Raw genomic sequence first — 19105 nt, 5'->3', positions numbered from 1 at the left:
GAAATAAAAAAAATCCCCTTTCGGGGATTTTTTTATTTCAATAAATCATCATACTCAATATGCTGCTTATGCAAGGTTTCTAAAATCCATAATTGATGCTTCGCTTCTTGCTCCTTACCATTAAAAGCCAACACTTGTGCATACTTATGTAAATCATATTTTGATGCCAAGTTTGCAACCATTCGCTCTAGATCAGCAAGTTGTTGTTCTGTCATTTCAGTTTTAGGATCTAGTCCAATCCACCACACACGCTCTTTAAATTGAGTAATCAACCAAATTTGCTTTTGCATGGTGTGTTGCTGATCTACTGTTAAAGCTTCAGTCTTTGATGCGAGTACACTTTGCTCTTTATATAAAAAATAATCTCGTGTCGTAACTAAAGCCCCAACAATCGTGATAAGACCAATCACTGCGAACACTCGACCATTCACTTTTAATGAAGGCAAATTTGTATATTGCGCCTGAATGATGCCCAGTAAAAAACCTGCTGGAAGTAGAAAATAAGCATAATGCAAAGGAAACTCTAACATGCCATGAATGAGGATTGCACATACCATCAATGTTGCAATGATCGAGATATTATCCTTCACCCCTTTATTGAGCCAAAGTAGCCAAGCTGTAAAGTACAGAAGAATAACCCCCCCTAGAATCAAGCCATTCCATACCAATAAGTCTAGAATCATGTTGTGTGCACTTTTATACCAAAGTGAAACTTGGAAGGTATCGGTAATATAGTATTGTGCTAAGCCTGTTTGATTCCACCCATACCCCCACCATGGTTGATGCAGAATCGCTGCTATCATTTGTTGCCACATATCAAGACGAATATCGCCCATACCTTGGACAGCACGGTTTGCTGCGGAACTTTGCACAACTGAAGCTGAATCACCAATAGAAAAAATCAACTGGTTGATCGTCGTTAAATTTAGTGTTAAGAGTATAAAAACACTTAACCAAAAAGCTAAATGGGTCAATGAAAATCGATTCTGTTTTTTGAATTGTTTGATTAACCAATGGATCACGATAAAAGCACAAACGATAATGCTTGTTCGGGATTGTGCTAAAACAATTCCCAATAAAATAACAAATGCTATTGGTATAAGATAAAGATTGGAAAGTAATCGTTTTTCAAATAGATAGAGCGAACTCAGTAGACCTAAAAAAAGTAAAGTCCCTAAGTTATTGGGTTGAGCTAAATTGGCGTAAGGTCTATTTCCCTTTAGCGGGTAAATAAGATCACCAAAAAACCAATTTAACTGGAGCCATTGAAGCACCGCAAATACAGCTGAGATAACCCCAACTGAAACAAATGTTAAACAGGTAATTTTAAATACTTGTTCTCTATTTCTCTGCTCAAGGCAAAGTTGATATCCAGCAATGACCATCAATACAAAGAACAGAATATACGCAAAACTAAATAAAGCATTGCTGAAATAGATGTTCTGTCCAAAAATAAATTGAATGAGTGGAATACTTAAAAATGGCAATAAATAAAGCTGTGGTTTTGCGATTTTTACTTTAGATTTTGCTAAATATAGCAATAAAAAAGAGACTGCGATAAACGTCAATACTTCTGAACCGAAGGTTGGCCAAGGAGAACGATGGTATGGTAGCAGCCAAGCTAACGCTAAAAATAGCAAACATGCAAATAAGTTCAGCATACAAATATGTAATTAAGAAATTGTAATTGTACTTTTCGAATCTAAATTCGCCAACAGTGCGCCATAAAAGAAACAAAAAATATGTAAAGTCACGATGTAATAGAATCCCCCATTAAACATAGCTGCGACGCATATATTGATAACAAAACTCGTCAAAATTATAAATTCATAGTTCTTTTCAAATTTAGCAATACGAATTAATGGTTTCACAAAAATAATTGAAATAAGAATAAAACCGATGAGCCCAAACTCAAGCAATATTTGTAAAATCAGATTATGTGCTTGGGCAAACACATCTCCTGCATGCGGAATCGCAATATTTCGTATCGCTTCAGGACCCAAGCCCCATAACGGACTTTCAGAAAACTTGCTTAATATTGTTTGATATAACTCTACCCGGCCTGAGGTATAGCTATTAACCGACTTACCAACCACATCAAATGATCGCCCCATACCCAAACCAGGTAAATTTGTTTTAAAAAACAGTGGCAAGATGACTGATGGAACTAAAACCATAATTAATTTTTTTATAGTCTTAATATCATTTAAAACTAAAAATATAAGGGCTAAAGCGACACTTAAATAAGCTGCCCGAGCTCCAGTCCAAATAATCACAGAAAGTAAAACAACTGAAAAAATATAATATATAAAACCAAGCTTAAGTTTTTTATTCAACAGCAAAATAAATGAAGCCAAAAAACAAATGGACAGATAATCCGCGATATGTCTGATGTTTGAAAAAAATGGCATATCCCATATCCAATCGTAATCAGCTGGACTCGGAACAGTAAACCAATAAAATATTAAAACTGTACAATGAAGGAAACCGATTAGACTCAAAATTTGGCTGATAAAAATCAGATCAAAGCCTTTATTCTTGTAGTTAAAGTATCCAAATATTCCAAAAATAATACTTAAGACCACTCCAAAATAACGATACAACATGTGCTCATTTTGATAAGGTGATAGATAGAGAGAAACTCCAAAAACTAGAAACAATAAAAAAAAATAAAACAGTGATCTTTTCTTTTCGAAGCTAAAATATTCAAGTTTAAATTTCAATAAAACAAATAATAATGCCACACCCAAAATAAAAGTAATCACTAAATTATTGATAAGGCTATAAGAAACACTACTAAACCCTATAATAAAAAATAAAAAAAACAAAAAGACATTATGATGTGTTTTTAAATTCGTCACTCTATATACCCCACGATCATTGGAACTTTAGCATCTTTAAATTTGATTTCATTATTTTCGAGCAACGGTGGCACATGATCACCAACAATTACAACTATTGTTCCTTCAAGCTCTTCAACAACAAAATTATCATTAAAATCCGAAAAAAACTGCTTCTGTAATTTTAAATTTCGGCATAAAGAGGATTTTCCATCGATTAAAAATCGCTCGCAATCAAATTGATCATTTTTAAGATCTCTCAAGTCATATGAAAGATGTGTATTCAACGTAAGCCAATAAACAAAAATTTGATCGTGATTCATGAGTTTATTTCTAATAACTTGCATCAAATCTCGATCGCACAATCCTGGAAATGAATAGCAACGCGAATTTAAGTTTAAAAAATTTTCATAAAATAGAGATTCCTTGAAACCTAATTTTGGATACCAGTCTTTCCTCTCATACATGGTGCTCGCAGCACCATGAACACCCAGTGTATGAAATCCCCTTTTACTCAAAATATGAGGTAGACACTGTTCAAATCCATTTTTTTGTTTTTTGAGATTAAAATTATTCAGATATAAACCGCATAACTCTCTAATTTCAGCATTGACGGTAAACCCATCTGTACTAACTTCAAACCGTTTAAGTAATTTAAACCGTTTATTGTTTAAAATTTCATGCAATAAATCTTCTTGAATTTCATCTGAAGCGATTCCCCATGACTCATTTACAATAAATACAATTTTCTTAGGATTTTCTATTTTTAAGATTTCATCATAACCAGTTGCATAAGAATATCTTTCTCCTAAAGCATTTTCCGAAGTTTGAAATTTTTTTATAAAATCTACATTTCTAAATTTAATGAAATTATAAATTTGTGAATCAAAATATTTAGATTGCCCAACACGCCATGCTCGCTCACCATGGGTAATATAAAAACTCTGCAATATAGAAAGTAAGATTACAATAATGACTGCATAGGAAAAGTATTTTTTGGAAATCGAAAAGTTCCCTAGCACTTCCCACAAGAAAAACAGATATATAAATAGGGATAATAATCCAAACGAAATGAATAATTTTTTACTATGATCTATTTCTGGTATAAATTTAAGTAGGTAGATAATATCGGATAGATGAATAATAGGAAATATTTGAAAGAATATGTTCAACCCATCTATAAAAATACAAAGTGCAAATAGTATTACAGCTAGAAATCTATTCCTAAAAAATAGAAAAATAATCGCTACTAATAAGTAGTCGTAATTGATCAATGGTCGCTCTACACCCATGTAACTTGCAAGAGTAACAAAGGCAAAGTTTGCGAGAAGAATATAAATAATTTTCATAAAAAAAGAGGATTTAAAAAATCCTCTTATCTTTATAATTTATGAAGCCTTACTTGGAGCTGTCAAACTTTGTGGTAAAAATTCATCGCTGATAGTATTACCTGCAGCAGCTTTTGAAATTACACCATTATCATTAACATCTAATGCTATAACTTTCTTAGCTACCTTATTAGATACACCTGTATCATTAAAAGTATACTTAATTCCGCAAGTTAGGTTTGCATCAGCTCCAGTTCCAGCTGTAATTTCAGCTGTTCCATATTTACCTTTAATAGTATCGGTACCACCTTCGGCATCTTTACCATTTGAAAAACATGAATTATTCTGCAAATTAGTTTGAATTGTTGTTTTTAAACCACTTGCCAAACTTAAAGCTTCACTCACTTGAGATTTAGCGATATAGTTCTGGTAAGCAGGAATCGCAATCGCAGCAAGAATACCGATAATGGCAACAACAATCATTAACTCGATTAAAGTAAAACCTTTTTGAGCGTTCATAACATCTCTCCTAATTTTTAAGTTCAAAGTTAACAACCTATCCCCAAAATAGATTTTGTTGTTGCTAACTAACTGATGCTATTTTCGGATAACGATTCAAGGTTGCCAATAAATATTTTTCAAATTTATTTTTAATGTTAATTTATGTAAAAAAGTGACATTTTTTGTCACTTTTCTTAAATCAATTTAAAATAATTGGCTGATTACTGAGCTCATTTTCCAAATTTTGCACTTTATCATCGTAAAAACGATTCAAAATTCCCCCAACTTCCATTACGCCAACAATAACACCCTGTTTATAATTTTTATTTTTTAGCTCATTAATCATGTGATCACAGATTGCTTGCCAATCTTGTTGCGTTGTTGCCTTTTGAATTCCACGATCAATCACAATTTCAACTTTCTGCTCACATAGATTTAAATATATCAGTACACCACTATTAAATTCTGTATCCCATACACCTAATTCAGCAAAAAGTTGTTCGGCGCGCTGACGAGTATTCATTGAATAAGCCAAGGCACATGGAATATATCCCTCTATGACCACTTGGATCTCTCCAACATGACCTTGCTCCGCTTGTTTCACTGCCTCTGCAATCGCATTTTGATCCATTTTGGAAAAATAACGTTTAGACGCAGGCAAATAACAAAAGTGCCTAATCCAGCGCTTGAAGCTCGGTTGAGATGCTTGTTGCAACTTAGGTTCAGTGATAATTTCTGTCGTTTCAGTTTTTGTTACCATGAGCCTGACGCACCTCCCCCACCAAAGCCACCACCACCACCACTAAATCCACCACCGCCAAATCCGCCTCGACCGCCACCGCCGCCGCGTCCTCCGCCAGATAAAAATGCTTGGAAAATCAACTGTGCGATTGATGTAAATAATAAAAAGAAAATTCCAATACCCACAATTAAGCTGATTAAAATCCCTGAACCATAAATCATACTCGCAGCAAAAGCAGTAACACCCGCGACCGAAGCACTTAAACGATTACCAATAATAAAAGAACCAATCACACCAGCGATTAAAATAAATAATACCGTGTTAAATGTCTTTTCCTTTGCATATTGCACTTTTAAGGCTTGTTCTTGTCTAAGTTTCAGTTCTTCAGCAGCTTGCTGGGCAATTTCCGGATCAAGGTTAACGATTCGTTCAATTTCTCTGACCCCTGCAATTAAACCCTGTCCAAATTGATTGACTTTAAAATAAGGGGTGATTTGTTCGCGAATGATTCGACTCGCAACGATATCTGGAATCACACCTTCCAATCCATAACCTGTTGCGATATGTAATCTTCGATCATTAATCGCCACTGCGATTAATAAACCATTATCTTGTTGAGCAGAACCTAACCCCCAAGTCTGTGCAGTCCGCATTGCAAAATCAAAGATACCTTCCTGACCAGTTGTCGGAACAATGACGATCCCAATTTGAGCCTTACCCTCATTATATAGACCGCGAATTATTGTATCGAGTTCTGACTTTTCTTGAGGAGAAAGTATATTCGCCTGATCTATCACAGGTTCATTTAATGTAGGGAGTTGACGTTGTGTGTCTCCTTCCTGCATATCATTTGAAACAGTAACAGGAGGTACTGGAGTTGGTTTATTTTGCTGAGCACTTGATGATGGATTTGTTGAATTGGGTTGAATCACTTTTCCCAGCACAATCGCGTCAGACTCATGATCTACTGCTGTTGCAGTTTCTGCATGAACCATTTGCAATGTACAGGTCATCGCAAAGAAAAATAGCCATGAAATCAATTTCATACTATTTTGTCTAAGATGCTGAGTTCTCATGCTCATATTCATCAACTTCTAATCATTGATTTAATCAAAAGAAACATTAGGTGCCTTTTGTGCACTCGCTTCAGCACTAAAGTTTTCTTTTGCATCCATGCCAATGACTTTCGCAGTTACAACTTGTGGGAATTGACGAACATAGGTGTTGTAATCTTGGACGGTAGAAATATAGCGATTACGCGCAACTGCTATACGGTTTTCTGTACCCTCTAATTGTACCTGCAAATCACGGAATTGCTCATTCGCTTTAAGATCTGGATAGTTTTCAGTCACTGCCAGCAAACGTGATAATGCACTTGTCATTTGCGATTGCGCTTCTTGGTATCGTTTAAACAAGTCTGGATTTTCAAGGACTTCTTTATCAACTTTGAGCCCTGCAACATTTGCACGTGCCTCTGTGACTTCAGTTAAAACTTGTTCTTCATGTTTTGCATATCCTTTAACTACATTCACCAAATTCGGAACAAGGTCTGCTCGACGCTGGTATTGGTTTTGTACCTCAGACCATGATGCAGTCACCGCTTCATCTTTCGCTTGAAGTGTATTGTACCCACAACCTGTAAAAAGCAAGGTACTTGATAATGCGAGCACAACAGCTGATTTTTTTAAAATTTGCATGACATCAACCTCATTATTTATTTGTATTTGTTTAATTAAAAATATTGTATACGCAAATTCAAAATTGAATGTAGCATTTATTTTATGGCTTTAATTTATATAAAAACATTAAGATAAAAAAAGCCACCCTAAGGTGGCTTTTTGTTTGAAATTACTCTTCGTCTTTTTTATCGTCAGCTGGAGGTAAGTCCTTCACAGCTTCAGCAATTAGACCAAACATGTAGTTTCCGTATGCATTAGTTTTATCATAATGGAAACGTAAACGAGGTGTGATACGTGTCTTAATACGACGACTCAGCTCATGGCGCAGAAAACCTGATGCTTTATTTAAAACATCTAGAGTATCTTTATTTGCTGCTTCACTTTGCTCATCACCAAGTTCACGCCCCATGACCGTGACATAAACTTCAGCATAGCCTAAATCTGGGCTCACTTTCACCGCTGAGATGGTCACAAGACCACCTAAGCGTGGATCTTTCAGCTCCTGACGGATGAGTTCAGACAATTCTCGCTGAACCGTGTCCGCCATACGCTTAAGACGTTGACTACCCGCCATTAAAGACTCCGTTTAATTAATTGAACATCATAGACTTCGATTTTATCGAGTACTTTAATGTCTTTATAGCCTTTGACTGCAAGACCACATTCCATACCAGCACGAACTTCTTCAACCACTTCTTTATAACGGCGAAGTGATTCAAGTTCACCTTGGAACACAACCACATCATCACGTAAGACACGAATTGGTTTATTACGGTGTAATAAGCCCTCAAGAACCATACAACCTGCTGCAGCACCAAACTTACTTGAGTGGAATACTTCACGTACTTCAGCCACACCAAGAATTGTTTCACGATGTTCTGGTGCAAGCTTACCACTCATTGCATCTTTCACATCATCAATCAATTGGTAAATGATTGAGTAGTAACGGATGTCGATACCATCTGCGTCAGCTTTTTGGCGCGCTGTATTGTCTGCACGAACGTTAAAACCTAATAAGAATGCTTCTGAAGATTCTGCAAGTGTGACATCAGACTCAGTAATCGCACCAACACCTGAACCAATGACACGCACTTTAACTTCATCAGTTGAAAGTTCAGCCAATGCAACATGAAGCGCTTCCAATGTACCGCGAACATCTGTCTTCAGAACTACATTCACAATCGGCACATCTTTTTTGCCCATTGAAGCCATTAAGTTTTCAAGACGCATTGCAGATTGACGCTCTAAACGTTTTTGACGTTCACGATCCATACGCGCATCAGCCACTTCACGTGCTTTCTTCTCATCATTTACAACAAGAACTTCGTCACCTGCCATTGGCGCTTCTGGAAGACCTAAGATTTCAACTGGAATCGATGGACCTGCAGACTTAATACGTTGACCATTTTCATCAGTCATCGCACGTACACGACCGTAAGATGCACCAGCTAGAACAAGGTCACCTACTTTTAATGTACCATTTTGAACAAGAATCGAAGTAACCGCACCACGGCCTTTATCAACACGTGCTTCGATTACAACACCTTGTGCCGCACCTTCTTCAGAAGCTTTAAGCTCTAGAAGTTCAGATTGAATCAAGATCAAGTCAAGAAGTTCATCAATACCTGCACCGGTGTGCGCAGAAACCATCGCGACAGGGACATCACCACCCCATTGCTCAGGCACGATTTCTTTAGTTGTCAATTCATTCAATACGCGATCTGGATCAGCAGATTCTTTATCCATCTTGTTGATTGCAACAATGATTGGCGTACCTGCTGCACGAGCATGGTCAATCGCTTCCGCTGTTTGTGGCATAACACCATCATCAGCTGCGACCACCAATACAACGATATCAGTTGCTTTCGCACCACGTGAACGCATCGCAGTAAATGCTGCGTGTCCCGGAGTATCCAAGAAAGTGATAATACCTTTATCCGTTGTAACGTGATAAGCACCGATATGCTGTGTAATACCGCCCGCTTCACCTTGCGCTACTTTCGCACGACGAATACGATCAAGAAGCGATGTCTTACCATGGTCAACGTGACCCATGATAGTAACCACTGGTGGACGCGTTGTTTGTGCACCACGTGCTTCTTCAGCCGCTTCAAGCAAGTTATCTTCCGCTTGAGTATCTGATACTAGAACTGGGTTATGACCCATTTCTTCAACCACTAGAACTGCTGTATCTTGGTCGATTGATTGGTTTTGAGTGACAAGCTCACCCATTTTCATGAGTGTTTTAATTACTTCACGAACCTTAATCGCCATTTTTGCAGCAAGGTCAGCAACAACAATAGTTGCACCGATTTCAACATCATAAACTTGCTTTTTAACTGGTTTCTCGAAACCATGTTTATTAGCTTGGCTTGATTTCAAACCACGTTTATGAGAGTTGTCACGGAAAGATTGCTCTTCTTGACCACGACGACCACCTTTCTTAGGAGAACGTGCACCTGGTGTGTTATTACCACGCTTAATGTCACGATCTTCTTTCGCGAATGAATCTTCGTATGCTTGACCAACAAGACCAGCAGCCAATGGAGAATCATCGACCACACGAATCGTTGCAGTTGCATCTTCATTAGAGTACTTAGAAGCCATCTGACGCATTTGTTCAAGCGTACGTTGTTGTGCTTCTTCAGCTGCTTTACGACGTGCTGCTTCTTCAACTGCTTTTAATTTAGCAGCTTCAGCTTCACGTGCTTTTTTCTGTTCTGCAGTTTCAGTTGGTTTAGTTGCTTGTTTAACAATCGGTTTATTTGTTGACTTGCGCTTAACCACAACCGCAGCTTTAGCAACTTCTTGCTTCTCACTCGATTGTTTAGCTGCAGCACGCATTGCATCTAAGTTCGCTTTCGCTTTACTTACTGCAGGTTGCGCCTTCTCTTCAGCTTGAGCTGGTTTAACTTCAACTTTTTGCTGTGCTTTTGCTTCAGTTTCAGCTTTTGCTTTTGCCAATGCTTCAGCTTTAATTTGTTCAGGATCTGGCTTAGTGAACGTATGCTTCTTACGAACTTCTACGTTAATAGTTTTAGCTTTACCTGATGTACTTGCTACTTTTGCAGTACTCGTAGTTTTACGTTTCAACGTGATTTTTCCTGCGCTGCCGCTGTCTTGCCCATGCGCTTTTTTCAAATGAGCGACTAAACGGTCTTGCTGTTCTACTGAGATTGTGTCTTCTGCCTTAGATTGAGGCAACCCAGCATCTCGCACCTGATCTAATAGTTTTTCAACTGGAAGACCTACGCTGACTGCTAACTCTTTAATTGACTTATCCGTCATGTATGACCTCCTCGTTAATTAAACCATGATTCACGTGCTTTCATGATCAATTGACCTGCTTTCTCAGCACCTAAACCTTCGATATCAGAGATATCATCAGTTGCCTGATCTGCTAAATCATCTACTGTGATTACACCGCGAGCCGCTAATGCATAAGCAAGCTCTGAACTCATTCCTTCCATCGCTAGAAGCTCTTCGCTCGGTTCTTGAATATTTTCTTGCTCTTTCAGTGCATCTGCTAATGCAACTTCTTTCGCACGGCTTTGTAAAAGCTCAACCGTTTCTGCATCTAATTCGATTTCATCAAATGTTTCAGCTGGAACGTAAGCAATCTCTTCAAGTGAAGTAAAGCCCATTTCTACCAATGCCATCGCAAGGTCTTCTTCAATATCAAGACGACCTACAAACATATCGAGATATTGCTGTGCTTCATTTTGTTGACGAGCACGGTACTCTTCTTCAAGCATCATATTGAGCTTATAACCAGTTAACTCAGAGGCTAAACGTACGTTTTGACCTTGAGAACCAATTGCACGCGCCAATTGATCGCTTGTAGCAAAAATAATATCTGCTGTACGTTCTTCTTCATCAATCACAATACCAGATACATCTGCTGGCTCTAAAGCACTTGCGATATATTGAGCTGGATCATCTGACCAAACTACAACATCAATACGTTCACCATTCAATTCTTGCTGTACAGCTTGGATACGTGTTCCACGCATACCAATACATGCACCAACTGGATCAATACGATGATCGTTCGTTTTCACTGCAATTTTAGCACGAACACCCGGTTGACGTGCAGCAGCTTTAATTTCGATGATTTCTTCAGAAATTTCTGGAATTTCTTTTTTCATCAATGCCATTAACATTTCTGGCTTAGCACGAGAAAGTTGTAGCTGCGCACCACGACCTTCACGGTTTACGTTAAATAAAATCGCATTTACACGTTGTTTAGGACGTAAAATTTCTTTTGCGATCATTTCTTCACGTGCAAGATATGCTTCCGCATTCTCACCGAGGTCAATGATGAAACCATCTTTAGTTTGTTTCTTTACTTCACCGTAAATTAACTCACCAACTTTAGATTCATATGCATCTGCAATAAGCGCACGTTCAGCTTCACGAATTTTCTGAACAATAACTTGCTTCGCGATTTGAGCTGCAATACGACCAAATTCAATTGATTCTACTTCAAGCTCACGCACATCACCGATTGACCATTTCGCTGGGTCCACATCAGAAATCGCGTCTTGGCATGCAGGCATTTCATGATCTTCATCTGCTACTACAGTCCATTGACGAAAAGTACGGTATTCACCAGTCTTACGATCGATTTCAACGCGCAACTGTGCTTCTTCAGAATTTGTGCCTTCGTAGAATTTTTTCTTCGTTGCAGCAACTAGAGCTTGCTCGAGCGCTTCGAAAATCGCTTCACGACTAACACCTTTTTCATTACTAACCGTCTCAGCAACGGTAAGAATTTCACGGCCCATAAGTCACCTACTATTCAAATTCTTTTAGTTAAGATTAATTTAGTCTTGGTAGATCAAGTTGGCCTTATCGATATTGTGACTATCGATCTCGAGCACTTGTTGCTTTTCAACTTCAACTTGGATCATTTCATTTTCTACATCTACAGCAACCAGTTTCGCTTGGAATTTACGGCGGTTATCCACTGCAGAAATCAAACGTAAAGCAACTTGTTGACCAATATATGCTTGCATCTGTTCAAGTTTAAAGAAAGTGCGATCCCAACCTGGTGATGAAACTTCTAATGCGTATTCACCAGAAATTGGATCATGAACATCGAGGATTGCACCAACTTGTTGGGTAACACGTACACAATCTTGCACACCCACACCACGACCAAGATCAATTTCACCATCTTCCGAAATAACTGGTTCTTTGTTTGGATCTTCAGGCTTGTCAATGTAGATACGTACTAGCGAACGCTTACCCTGAGGTGTAAATTCTAAACCCCATAGTTCAACATCGCACGCCTCAACAGCGGGTGCGATCAGTTCATACAATGCTTGGGTTTTATTTGATAACTTCATTTACTCTCGTCATTTATGTGCGATTCAATCGGCCAACAGACCGACACAGACTAACTATAGTGATAGCATGATTATTTGACCAATTGATGTCCACACTACACGATAGATAACAAAAAAGGGCGCATTCGCCCCCATTATTGCACAGAAAAGCAATGCCCACTGTGCAAAAAGGCCCACCTAGTTGTGAGCCTCTTTAGAAACTTGGTAGCGGGAGCTGGATTTGAACCAACGACCTTCGGGTTATGAGCCCGACGAGCTACCAGACTGCTCCATCCCGCATCAACGTGCAAAATTATATCTAAATTTGAATCATTTTTCAATCAGAAAAACTTTCTAATTAGACTTGATTAAGTTGCACCTTAATCAAAAGTGGTAGCGGGAGCTGGATTTGAACCAACGACCTTCGGGTTATGAGCCCGACGAGCTACCAGACTGCTCCATCCCGCATCAACGTGCAAAAAGTATATCTCAACTCAAACCTTGTTTAAGTTGCCTATCTTAAGTTTGCATCTTAATTATAGGATTGATTGGTAGCGGGAGCTGGATTTGAACCAACGACCTTCGGGTTATGAGCCCGACGAGCTACCAGACTGCTCCATCCCGCATCAACAGATTTTGCTGCAAACACCAACTTAAACTTCTGGATTATAAGTTGGTGCGGAAGGGGGGACTTGAACCCCCACGCCCGAAAGCACTACCACCTCAAGGTAGCGTGTCTACCAATTCCACCACCACCGCAGCTGTGACGCATTCTAGTGGTTTCAATGAAAAATTGAAAGCGAAATATTCAATTATTCAGCTGGTTTTGGTGCAGTTGATGAAGTTTCAGGCGATTTTTGATCAACTTGCTCAGTTGTGTTAATCGTTTTCAAACCATAAGCATCTGTCGTTTGCTGCTTCGCAAAGTAAGCCAAGCTAATACTTGTGATAAAGAATAAAGCAGTAAGTATTCCGGTTAAACGTGTTAAGAAGTTACCAGAACCAGAAGCGCCAAATACAGTCGCTGCACCGCCTCCACCAAAAGACGCACCTGCATCTGCACCTTTACCATGCTGTACTAGAATTAAAATAATCATCAATAACGCTAAAATGATGTGTAGCACCAGTACAAAAGATTGCATGATGAACTCCTAATTATTTTGATTGGGCAAATGCTTGCGCAATTTGAACAAATGATTCTGCATTGAGTGATGCACCGCCTACGAGGGCACCATTGATATCAGGGCATGCTGCCAATTCAACAGCATTCTCAGGTTTTACACTACCACCATAAAGAATTGCTATGTTTTGACCTTCAGGTGTAATTTGACTCAATCCTTCACGAATTTTAGCATGCATTGCTTGTGCATCATCCGGGGAAGCTGTTTTACCAGTTCCAATTGCCCAAATTGGCTCGTAAGCGACGGTAATATGCACCCATTGCTCTGGATTCACAACACCTGCAATGTCACAAATTTGTTGTAACACCACTTGCTCAGCTTGCCCACTTTCACGCTGCTCAAGGCTTTCACCCACACAATAGATGATATGTAAGTTAGCAGCTAAAGCATTTTTTATTTTTTCATTAAGAATCGCAGGCGTGTCATTAAATATTTCACGACGCTCAGAATGCCCAATTAATACATAATCGACCTGGCTATCCTTTAAAAGATCTGCGCTGACTTCACCTGTAAATGCACCAGTACCCGCAATACGCGATACATCTTGAGCGACCACAAACACTTCATGAGCATCTGTTGCAAGTTCATTTTTTACTTGGAGTAAAGCCAATAAAGTTGGCGCAACACCAATTTTACAAACATCATGAGCGATTGAAGCTTGCTCAAGCTGTTGTTTCAAATCAGCTAAAAGCTGTTGCGTGTTAGCCTGCATTGGGTTCATTTTCCAATTGCCTACAACCCACGGAGTAATTGTCGAACCCGACATAGATCTAACCTTCTATCAAAAATGCGCACATTCTACACGGATTTTAAAAAATTAACGTAAAAATTCAATGGATACAGATTCAGCACCTAGAATTCTTTAAAAAAAGACAACATAAGACACAATATCCAACAGAATAAGTGAAAAAATTCAATTTTTTCATAGTTTTCGGATAATATTAATGATTTTAAGTATAGAATTTTCTACTTATAACCGTATAATTTTACTATTCGAATTATAAAATGAATTTAAGGCGTATTGGGGATGACTTTAGATCAAAGTGGGCCAAAATTTTCTGGGTTAAGTCGTCGTTTGGTTGATGAAGGCATTTTGACCTCCCAGCAAATGCAAAATGCTATTATTAATTCAAAAAAATATCATCAAAAATTAGTACCTTACCTCGTTGAACATCTCAAAATACGAGCAAATACGATTGCTGAAATGGTTGCTCAAGAGTTTGGGGAGCCATTGTTCGATTTAGATGCATATAATGTCGAGTTACTACCCAAAGATATCGTTGCAGAAAATCTTGTTACAAAACATGTAATCTTACCTTTATATCAACGAGGTATATCTTTATTTGTAGCGACGAGTGATCCTACAGATATCGAAGCATTGGAAGCAATTCGATTTAATAGTAAATTAAACGTCGTTCCTATTACTGTAGAACATAATAAACTTGAAAAACTGATCGAAAAGCATTTTTCTGAAAATGAGAATTTCAATTTCGGTGATGAAGATCTTGACGTTAACGTCGTCGAGAACGATACACCGCAAAATAATAACGATGATGGTCCTTCAGGTGATGATTCCCCGATTGTTAAGTACATCAACAAGCTTTTGGTTGACGCCATTCGCATTGGTGCATCAGATTTACACTTCGAACCTTATGAAAAAACGTACCGAGTTCGATACCGCGTTGATGGTGTTTTAAGAACTATTGCAAATCCACCATTGCAACTCGCGAATCGATTAGCTTCACGCTTGAAAGTTATGTCTCAAATGGATATTTCAGAAAAGCGTATTCCGCAAGATGGCCGTATTAAGCTTAAATTATCTCGTACTAAAGCGATTGATTTTCGTGTTAACTCATTACCAACCTTATTTGGTGAAAAAATCGTATTACGTATTTTGGATCCTTCTAGTGCAATGCTCGGTATCGATGCATTAGGTTATGAAGAAGATCAGAAAGCTTTATTTCTTGAGGCACTTGAAAAGCCTCAAGGCATGTTACTGATTACGGGCCCAACAGGTTCTGGTAAAACAGTATCGCTTTATACAGGATTGAATATTTTAAATACTGAAAATGCCAACATCTCTACAGCAGAAGATCCCGTAGAAATTAACTTAGAAGGCATTAATCAGGTCAACGTCAATTATAAAGTGGGCTTAAGCTTCTCAGTCGCATTGAAATCATTCCTGCGTCAAGATCCTGATATTATTATGGTCGGGGAGATTCGAGATCTCGAAACAGCTGAAATTGCAATTAAGGCAGCACAAACAGGCCACATGGTGATGTCTACACTTCATACCAATAGTGCTCCTGAAACCTTAACCCGTTTGCGCAATATGGGGGTTCCCTCTTTTAATATTGCAACTTCGGTGAATCTCGTCATTGCTCAACGACTTGCTAGACGACTGTGTGTGCACTGCAAAGTACCTGCTGATATTCCTAAACCAAGTTTGTTAGAAATGGGATTCACAGAACAGGATTTAGCAGATCCAGATTTTAAAATTTATCAACCTGTCGGTTGTCCTGAGTGCCGTGATGGTTATAAAGGACGTGTCGGTATTTATGAAGTCATGAAAGTGACACCTGAAATTTCGAAGATTATTATGGATGATGGCAATGCATTAGAGATTGCAGCTGCATCTGAAAGACTGGGGTTTAAGAATCTTCGACGTTCGGGCTTAATTAAGGTCATGAACGGACTCACTTCTTTACAAGAAGTGAATCGTGTGACCAGTGAATAATTAAAAATAAGGAAATCATTATGGCGGTGAAAAAAGCACAGATGATGCCAACGTTTGTATATGACGGCGTGGATCGCAAGGGAACCAAAGTTAAAGGTGAAATGCCTGCGCGTAATATTCAACTTGCAAAAGTCATGCTCCGCAAACAAGGCATTACGGTGCGTAGTATCCGCGAGAAGCGCAAGAATATTCTTGAAGGCTTAATGAAGAAGAAAGTGTCTACTTTGGACATCACCATCTTTACGCGTCAGCTTGCCACCATGATGAAAGCAGGTGTACCACTTGTTCAAAGCTTTGAAATTGTTGCAGAAGGCTTAGATAATCCTGCAATGCGTGAAGTGGTTTTGGGTATTAAAACTGAGGTCGAAGGTGGTAATACTTTTGCAGGTGCACTACGCAAATATCCTCAGCATTTTGATCAGTTATTCTGCTCATTGGTAGAATCAGGTGAGCAATCAGGTGCGCTTGAAACCATGCTCGATCGAGTTGCGATTTATAAAGAAAAAAGTGAAGTTCTCAAACAAAAAATTAAAAAAGCGATGAAGTATCCAATTGCTGTCATTGTGGTTGCAATTATTGTGACCATTATTTTGATGGTCAAAGTGGTTCCTGTCTTCTCTGAGATGTTTAGCTCATTTGGCGCAGACTTACCTGCGTTCACGCAACTCGTAGTGGCAATGTCTGAGTGGGTGCAAAAATATTGGTTTATTTTAATTATCGGTATCGCGCTGACCATTATCGGCTTTATTGAAGCCAAAAAACGTAGTCAAAAATTTGCGGATGCATTAGATCGCACGGCTTTAAGGCTGCCTATTTTTGGTGATTTGGTTTATAAAGCAATTATCGCACGTTATAGCCGTACACTTTCAACCACATTTGCTGCAGGCGTCCCTTTAATCGATGCACTCCAATCAACAGCTGGTGCAACGAATAACGTGGTATATGAGCAAGCAGTTATGCGTATTCGTGACGACGTTGCGACTGGTCAACAACTTCATTTCGCTATGCGCTCGACCAATTTATTCCCATCTATGGCTGTGCAAATGGTAGCGATTGGTGAAGAATCGGGTTCACTCGATGCTATGCTAGATAAGGTTGCAACCCATTATGAAAGTGAAGTCGACAATGCTGTCGATGGCTTAACCTCCATGATGGAGCCTTTGATTATGGCCATTCTAGGTGTCTTGGTCGGCGGTTTAGTCATCGCAATGTATCTTCCAATCTTCCAAATGGGTTCTGTGGTGTAATGAACGAAATAATTGGGTATTTAATTCAATCGCCTACAGCACTCTATTTAACTGTAGGAATCATCAGCTTATGTGTCGGCAGTTTTTTAAATGTTGTCATTTACCGCACACCTAAAATGATGGAGCAAGAATGGCGTCAAGACTGTCAGATGTTTTTACATCCCGACCAAGCCATAATTGATGAAGATAAGCTCACGCTAAGTAAACCTGCATCGACCTGCCCGAAATGTAAAACACCTATTCGTTGGTATCAAAATATCCCCGTGATAAGTTGGTTATTTTTACGTGGAAAATGTGGTGAATGTGAAAATCCGATTGGCATTCGTTATCCACTGGTAGAAGTTTTGACTGCTGTTTGCTCATTAGTGGTCGTCGCGGTATTTGGTCCAAGCCTACAAATGCTTTTTGGCTTAATTTTAACGTGGACACTGATCGCACTCACATTCATCGACTTCGATACACAACTTTTACCCGATCGATATACTCTCCCCTTGGCTGCACTTGGTTTAGCGGTAAATAGCTATGCACTCTACACCTCACCTACCTCCGCCATTTGGGGTTATTTGATTGGTTTCCTCTGTTTATGGGTGGTGTACTATCTATTTAAAATCGTGACAGGCAAAGAAGGAATGGGATATGGCGACTTCAAATTACTGGCCGCGCTTGGTGCATGGATGGGTCCATTTTTATTACCGCTCATTGTCCTACTTTCATCCTTAGTCGGTGCAATCATCGGCATCATTTTGATGAAAGTCAAAAAAGAAAATCAGCCCTTTGCTTTTGGACCTTATATTGCGATTGCTGGATGGATTGCATTCTTATGGGGTAACGAAATTATGAAGGTTTATTTAGGGGGGTAAGCTAAAATAAGCCCCATTATGATAATTACAAGGTTTTTTACATGCGCTTTATTTTGGGCTTAACAGGTGGTATTGGAAGTGGAAAAACTGCTGCAAGTCAGTGGTTTGAAACACAAGGTATTACTGTTGTTGATGCAGATATCGTAGCACGTGAAGTGGTTGAAATTGGAAAACCTGCACTACAAAAAATTAAAGATCATTTTGGGGATTGGGTGCTATTGGAAGATGGCGCACTCGACCGCAGAGCGTTAAGAGACCATATTTTTAAACATCCTGAAGCTAGAAAGATATTAGAAAATATTACGCATCCTGCAATTCGCCTATCGATTATTGAACAACTACAACGGGCGACCAGTACTTATGCCATTTTAGTTTCCCCACTCTTATTTGAAACCAATCAACACCAACTTACTCAACGTACTTTACTAATCGATGCATCCACAGAATTACAAATCTTGCGTGCTTCGCAACGTGATCATCAAGACATTGAGCAAATTAAAAAAATAATGAGTGCGCAAATGTCTCGTGAAGAAAAATTAAAACGTGCAGACGATGTTGTTATTAATGATGGTGAACTTGATCATCTCTATCAACAACTCGCAGTAAAACACCAATATTATCTTAGTCTTGCACAACAAGCTTAGATTAAAAAAAAGCAGT

The 19105-nt window shown here is 38.7% G+C and carries 17 protein-coding genes and 4 tRNA genes; 4 read left to right on the top strand and 17 right to left on the bottom strand.

The genetic code is table 11. The features are described 5' to 3' along the window. Positions 1–32 precede the first annotated feature (32 nt). The 17 genes from AC1M9I_RS07840 to tpiA form a co-directional block, all read right to left on the bottom strand. Positions 33–1661, bottom strand: a complete 1629-nt coding sequence (locus tag AC1M9I_RS07840) for a PglL family O-oligosaccharyltransferase (RefSeq protein ID WP_481610886.1) — start codon at positions 1659–1661, stop codon at positions 33–35. Between the two features lie 12 nt (positions 1662–1673). Then, a complete protein-coding gene (locus tag AC1M9I_RS07835) occupies positions 1674–2861 on the bottom strand; it encodes an O-antigen ligase family protein (protein WP_481610885.1) in 1188 nt (395 codons plus the stop codon). Next, the gene (locus AC1M9I_RS07830) at positions 2858–4132 is read right to left on the bottom strand and encodes a sulfatase-like hydrolase/transferase (protein WP_481610884.1); all 1275 of its coding nucleotides are present in this window, start codon (positions 4130–4132) and stop codon (positions 2858–2860) included. The genes AC1M9I_RS07835 and AC1M9I_RS07830 overlap by 4 nt, the downstream gene beginning before the upstream one ends. A gap of 96 nt (positions 4133–4228) precedes the next feature. Next, positions 4229–4687, bottom strand: a complete 459-nt coding sequence (locus AC1M9I_RS07825; RefSeq protein ID WP_481610883.1) for a pilin — start codon at positions 4685–4687, stop codon at positions 4229–4231. 181 nt (positions 4688–4868) lie between these two features. Next, a complete protein-coding gene (locus AC1M9I_RS07820) occupies positions 4869–5429 on the bottom strand; it encodes a TPM domain-containing protein (protein WP_481593369.1) in 561 nt (186 codons plus the stop codon). Further along, entirely contained in the window at positions 5423–6487 is a 1065-nt protein-coding gene (locus tag AC1M9I_RS07815; protein WP_481610882.1) for a TPM domain-containing protein, read from the bottom strand. Before AC1M9I_RS07815 ends, AC1M9I_RS07820 begins: the two co-directional genes overlap by 7 nt. 30 nt (positions 6488–6517) lie before the next feature. Further along, positions 6518–7108, bottom strand: a complete 591-nt coding sequence (locus AC1M9I_RS07810; protein WP_481610881.1) for a LemA family protein — start codon at positions 7106–7108, stop codon at positions 6518–6520. Between the two features lie 151 nt (positions 7109–7259). Continuing rightward, the gene (locus tag AC1M9I_RS07805) at positions 7260–7664 is read right to left on the bottom strand and encodes a ribosome-binding factor A (RefSeq protein ID WP_035266025.1); all 405 of its coding nucleotides are present in this window, start codon (positions 7662–7664) and stop codon (positions 7260–7262) included. Further along, complete coding sequence (gene infB / locus AC1M9I_RS07800; protein WP_035266024.1) at positions 7664–10378, bottom strand: translation initiation factor IF-2; 2715 nt, start codon at positions 10376–10378, stop codon at positions 7664–7666. Before infB ends, AC1M9I_RS07805 begins: the two co-directional genes overlap by 1 nt. A 14-nt stretch (positions 10379–10392) precedes the next feature. Beyond that, positions 10393–11877 carry a transcription termination factor NusA gene (nusA, locus tag AC1M9I_RS07795; RefSeq protein ID WP_035266021.1) on the bottom strand — a complete coding sequence of 495 codons (1485 nt, stop codon included), beginning with the start codon at positions 11875–11877 and terminating at the stop codon, positions 10393–10395. Between the two features lie 39 nt (positions 11878–11916). Further along, a complete protein-coding gene (gene rimP / locus AC1M9I_RS07790; protein WP_035266019.1) occupies positions 11917–12441 on the bottom strand; it encodes a ribosome maturation factor RimP in 525 nt (174 codons plus the stop codon). Between the two features lie 202 nt (positions 12442–12643). Further along, positions 12644–12720: transfer RNA gene (locus AC1M9I_RS07785), tRNA-Met, on the bottom strand. Between the two features lie 91 nt (positions 12721–12811). Continuing rightward, a tRNA-Met gene (locus AC1M9I_RS07780) sits at positions 12812–12888 on the bottom strand. Between the two features lie 81 nt (positions 12889–12969). Continuing rightward, positions 12970–13046, bottom strand: a tRNA-Met gene (locus AC1M9I_RS07775). Positions 13047–13094: 48 nt separating this feature from the next. Next, positions 13095–13179: transfer RNA gene (locus AC1M9I_RS07770), tRNA-Leu, on the bottom strand. Between the two features lie 53 nt (positions 13180–13232). After that, positions 13233–13562 carry a preprotein translocase subunit SecG gene (gene secG, locus AC1M9I_RS07765; protein WP_035266018.1) on the bottom strand — a complete coding sequence of 110 codons (330 nt, stop codon included), beginning with the start codon at positions 13560–13562 and terminating at the stop codon, positions 13233–13235. A gap of 13 nt (positions 13563–13575) precedes the next feature. Beyond that, positions 13576–14367 (bottom strand): triose-phosphate isomerase, encoded by a 792-nt coding sequence (gene tpiA / locus AC1M9I_RS07760; RefSeq protein WP_035266016.1) that lies wholly within the window; start codon positions 14365–14367, stop codon positions 13576–13578. Between the two features lie 261 nt (positions 14368–14628). On the opposite strand from tpiA, the gene pilB reads away from it, so the two are divergent. The 4 genes from pilB to coaE are packed head-to-tail and all read left to right on the top strand — an operon-like array spanning position 14629 to position 19089. Further along, complete coding sequence (pilB, locus tag AC1M9I_RS07755; RefSeq protein ID WP_481594809.1) at positions 14629–16338, top strand: type IV-A pilus assembly ATPase PilB; 1710 nt, start codon at positions 14629–14631, stop codon at positions 16336–16338. Between the two features lie 20 nt (positions 16339–16358). Beyond that, a complete protein-coding gene (locus AC1M9I_RS07750; RefSeq protein WP_035266014.1) occupies positions 16359–17585 on the top strand; it encodes a type II secretion system F family protein in 1227 nt (408 codons plus the stop codon). Then, positions 17585–18445 carry a prepilin peptidase gene (locus AC1M9I_RS07745; RefSeq protein ID WP_481594808.1) on the top strand — a complete coding sequence of 287 codons (861 nt, stop codon included), beginning with the start codon at positions 17585–17587 and terminating at the stop codon, positions 18443–18445. The genes AC1M9I_RS07750 and AC1M9I_RS07745 overlap by 1 nt, the downstream gene beginning before the upstream one ends. A 41-nt stretch (positions 18446–18486) precedes the next feature. Next, on the top strand, positions 18487–19089 hold the full coding sequence (coaE, locus tag AC1M9I_RS07740) for a dephospho-CoA kinase (protein WP_481594807.1): 603 nt from the start codon (positions 18487–18489) through the stop codon (positions 19087–19089). Positions 19090–19105 lie beyond the last annotated feature (16 nt).

It is taken from the genome of Acinetobacter sp. ANC_7553 (genome assembly GCF_056779895.1).
This window is presented reverse-complemented; position numbering and strand designations above follow the sequence as displayed.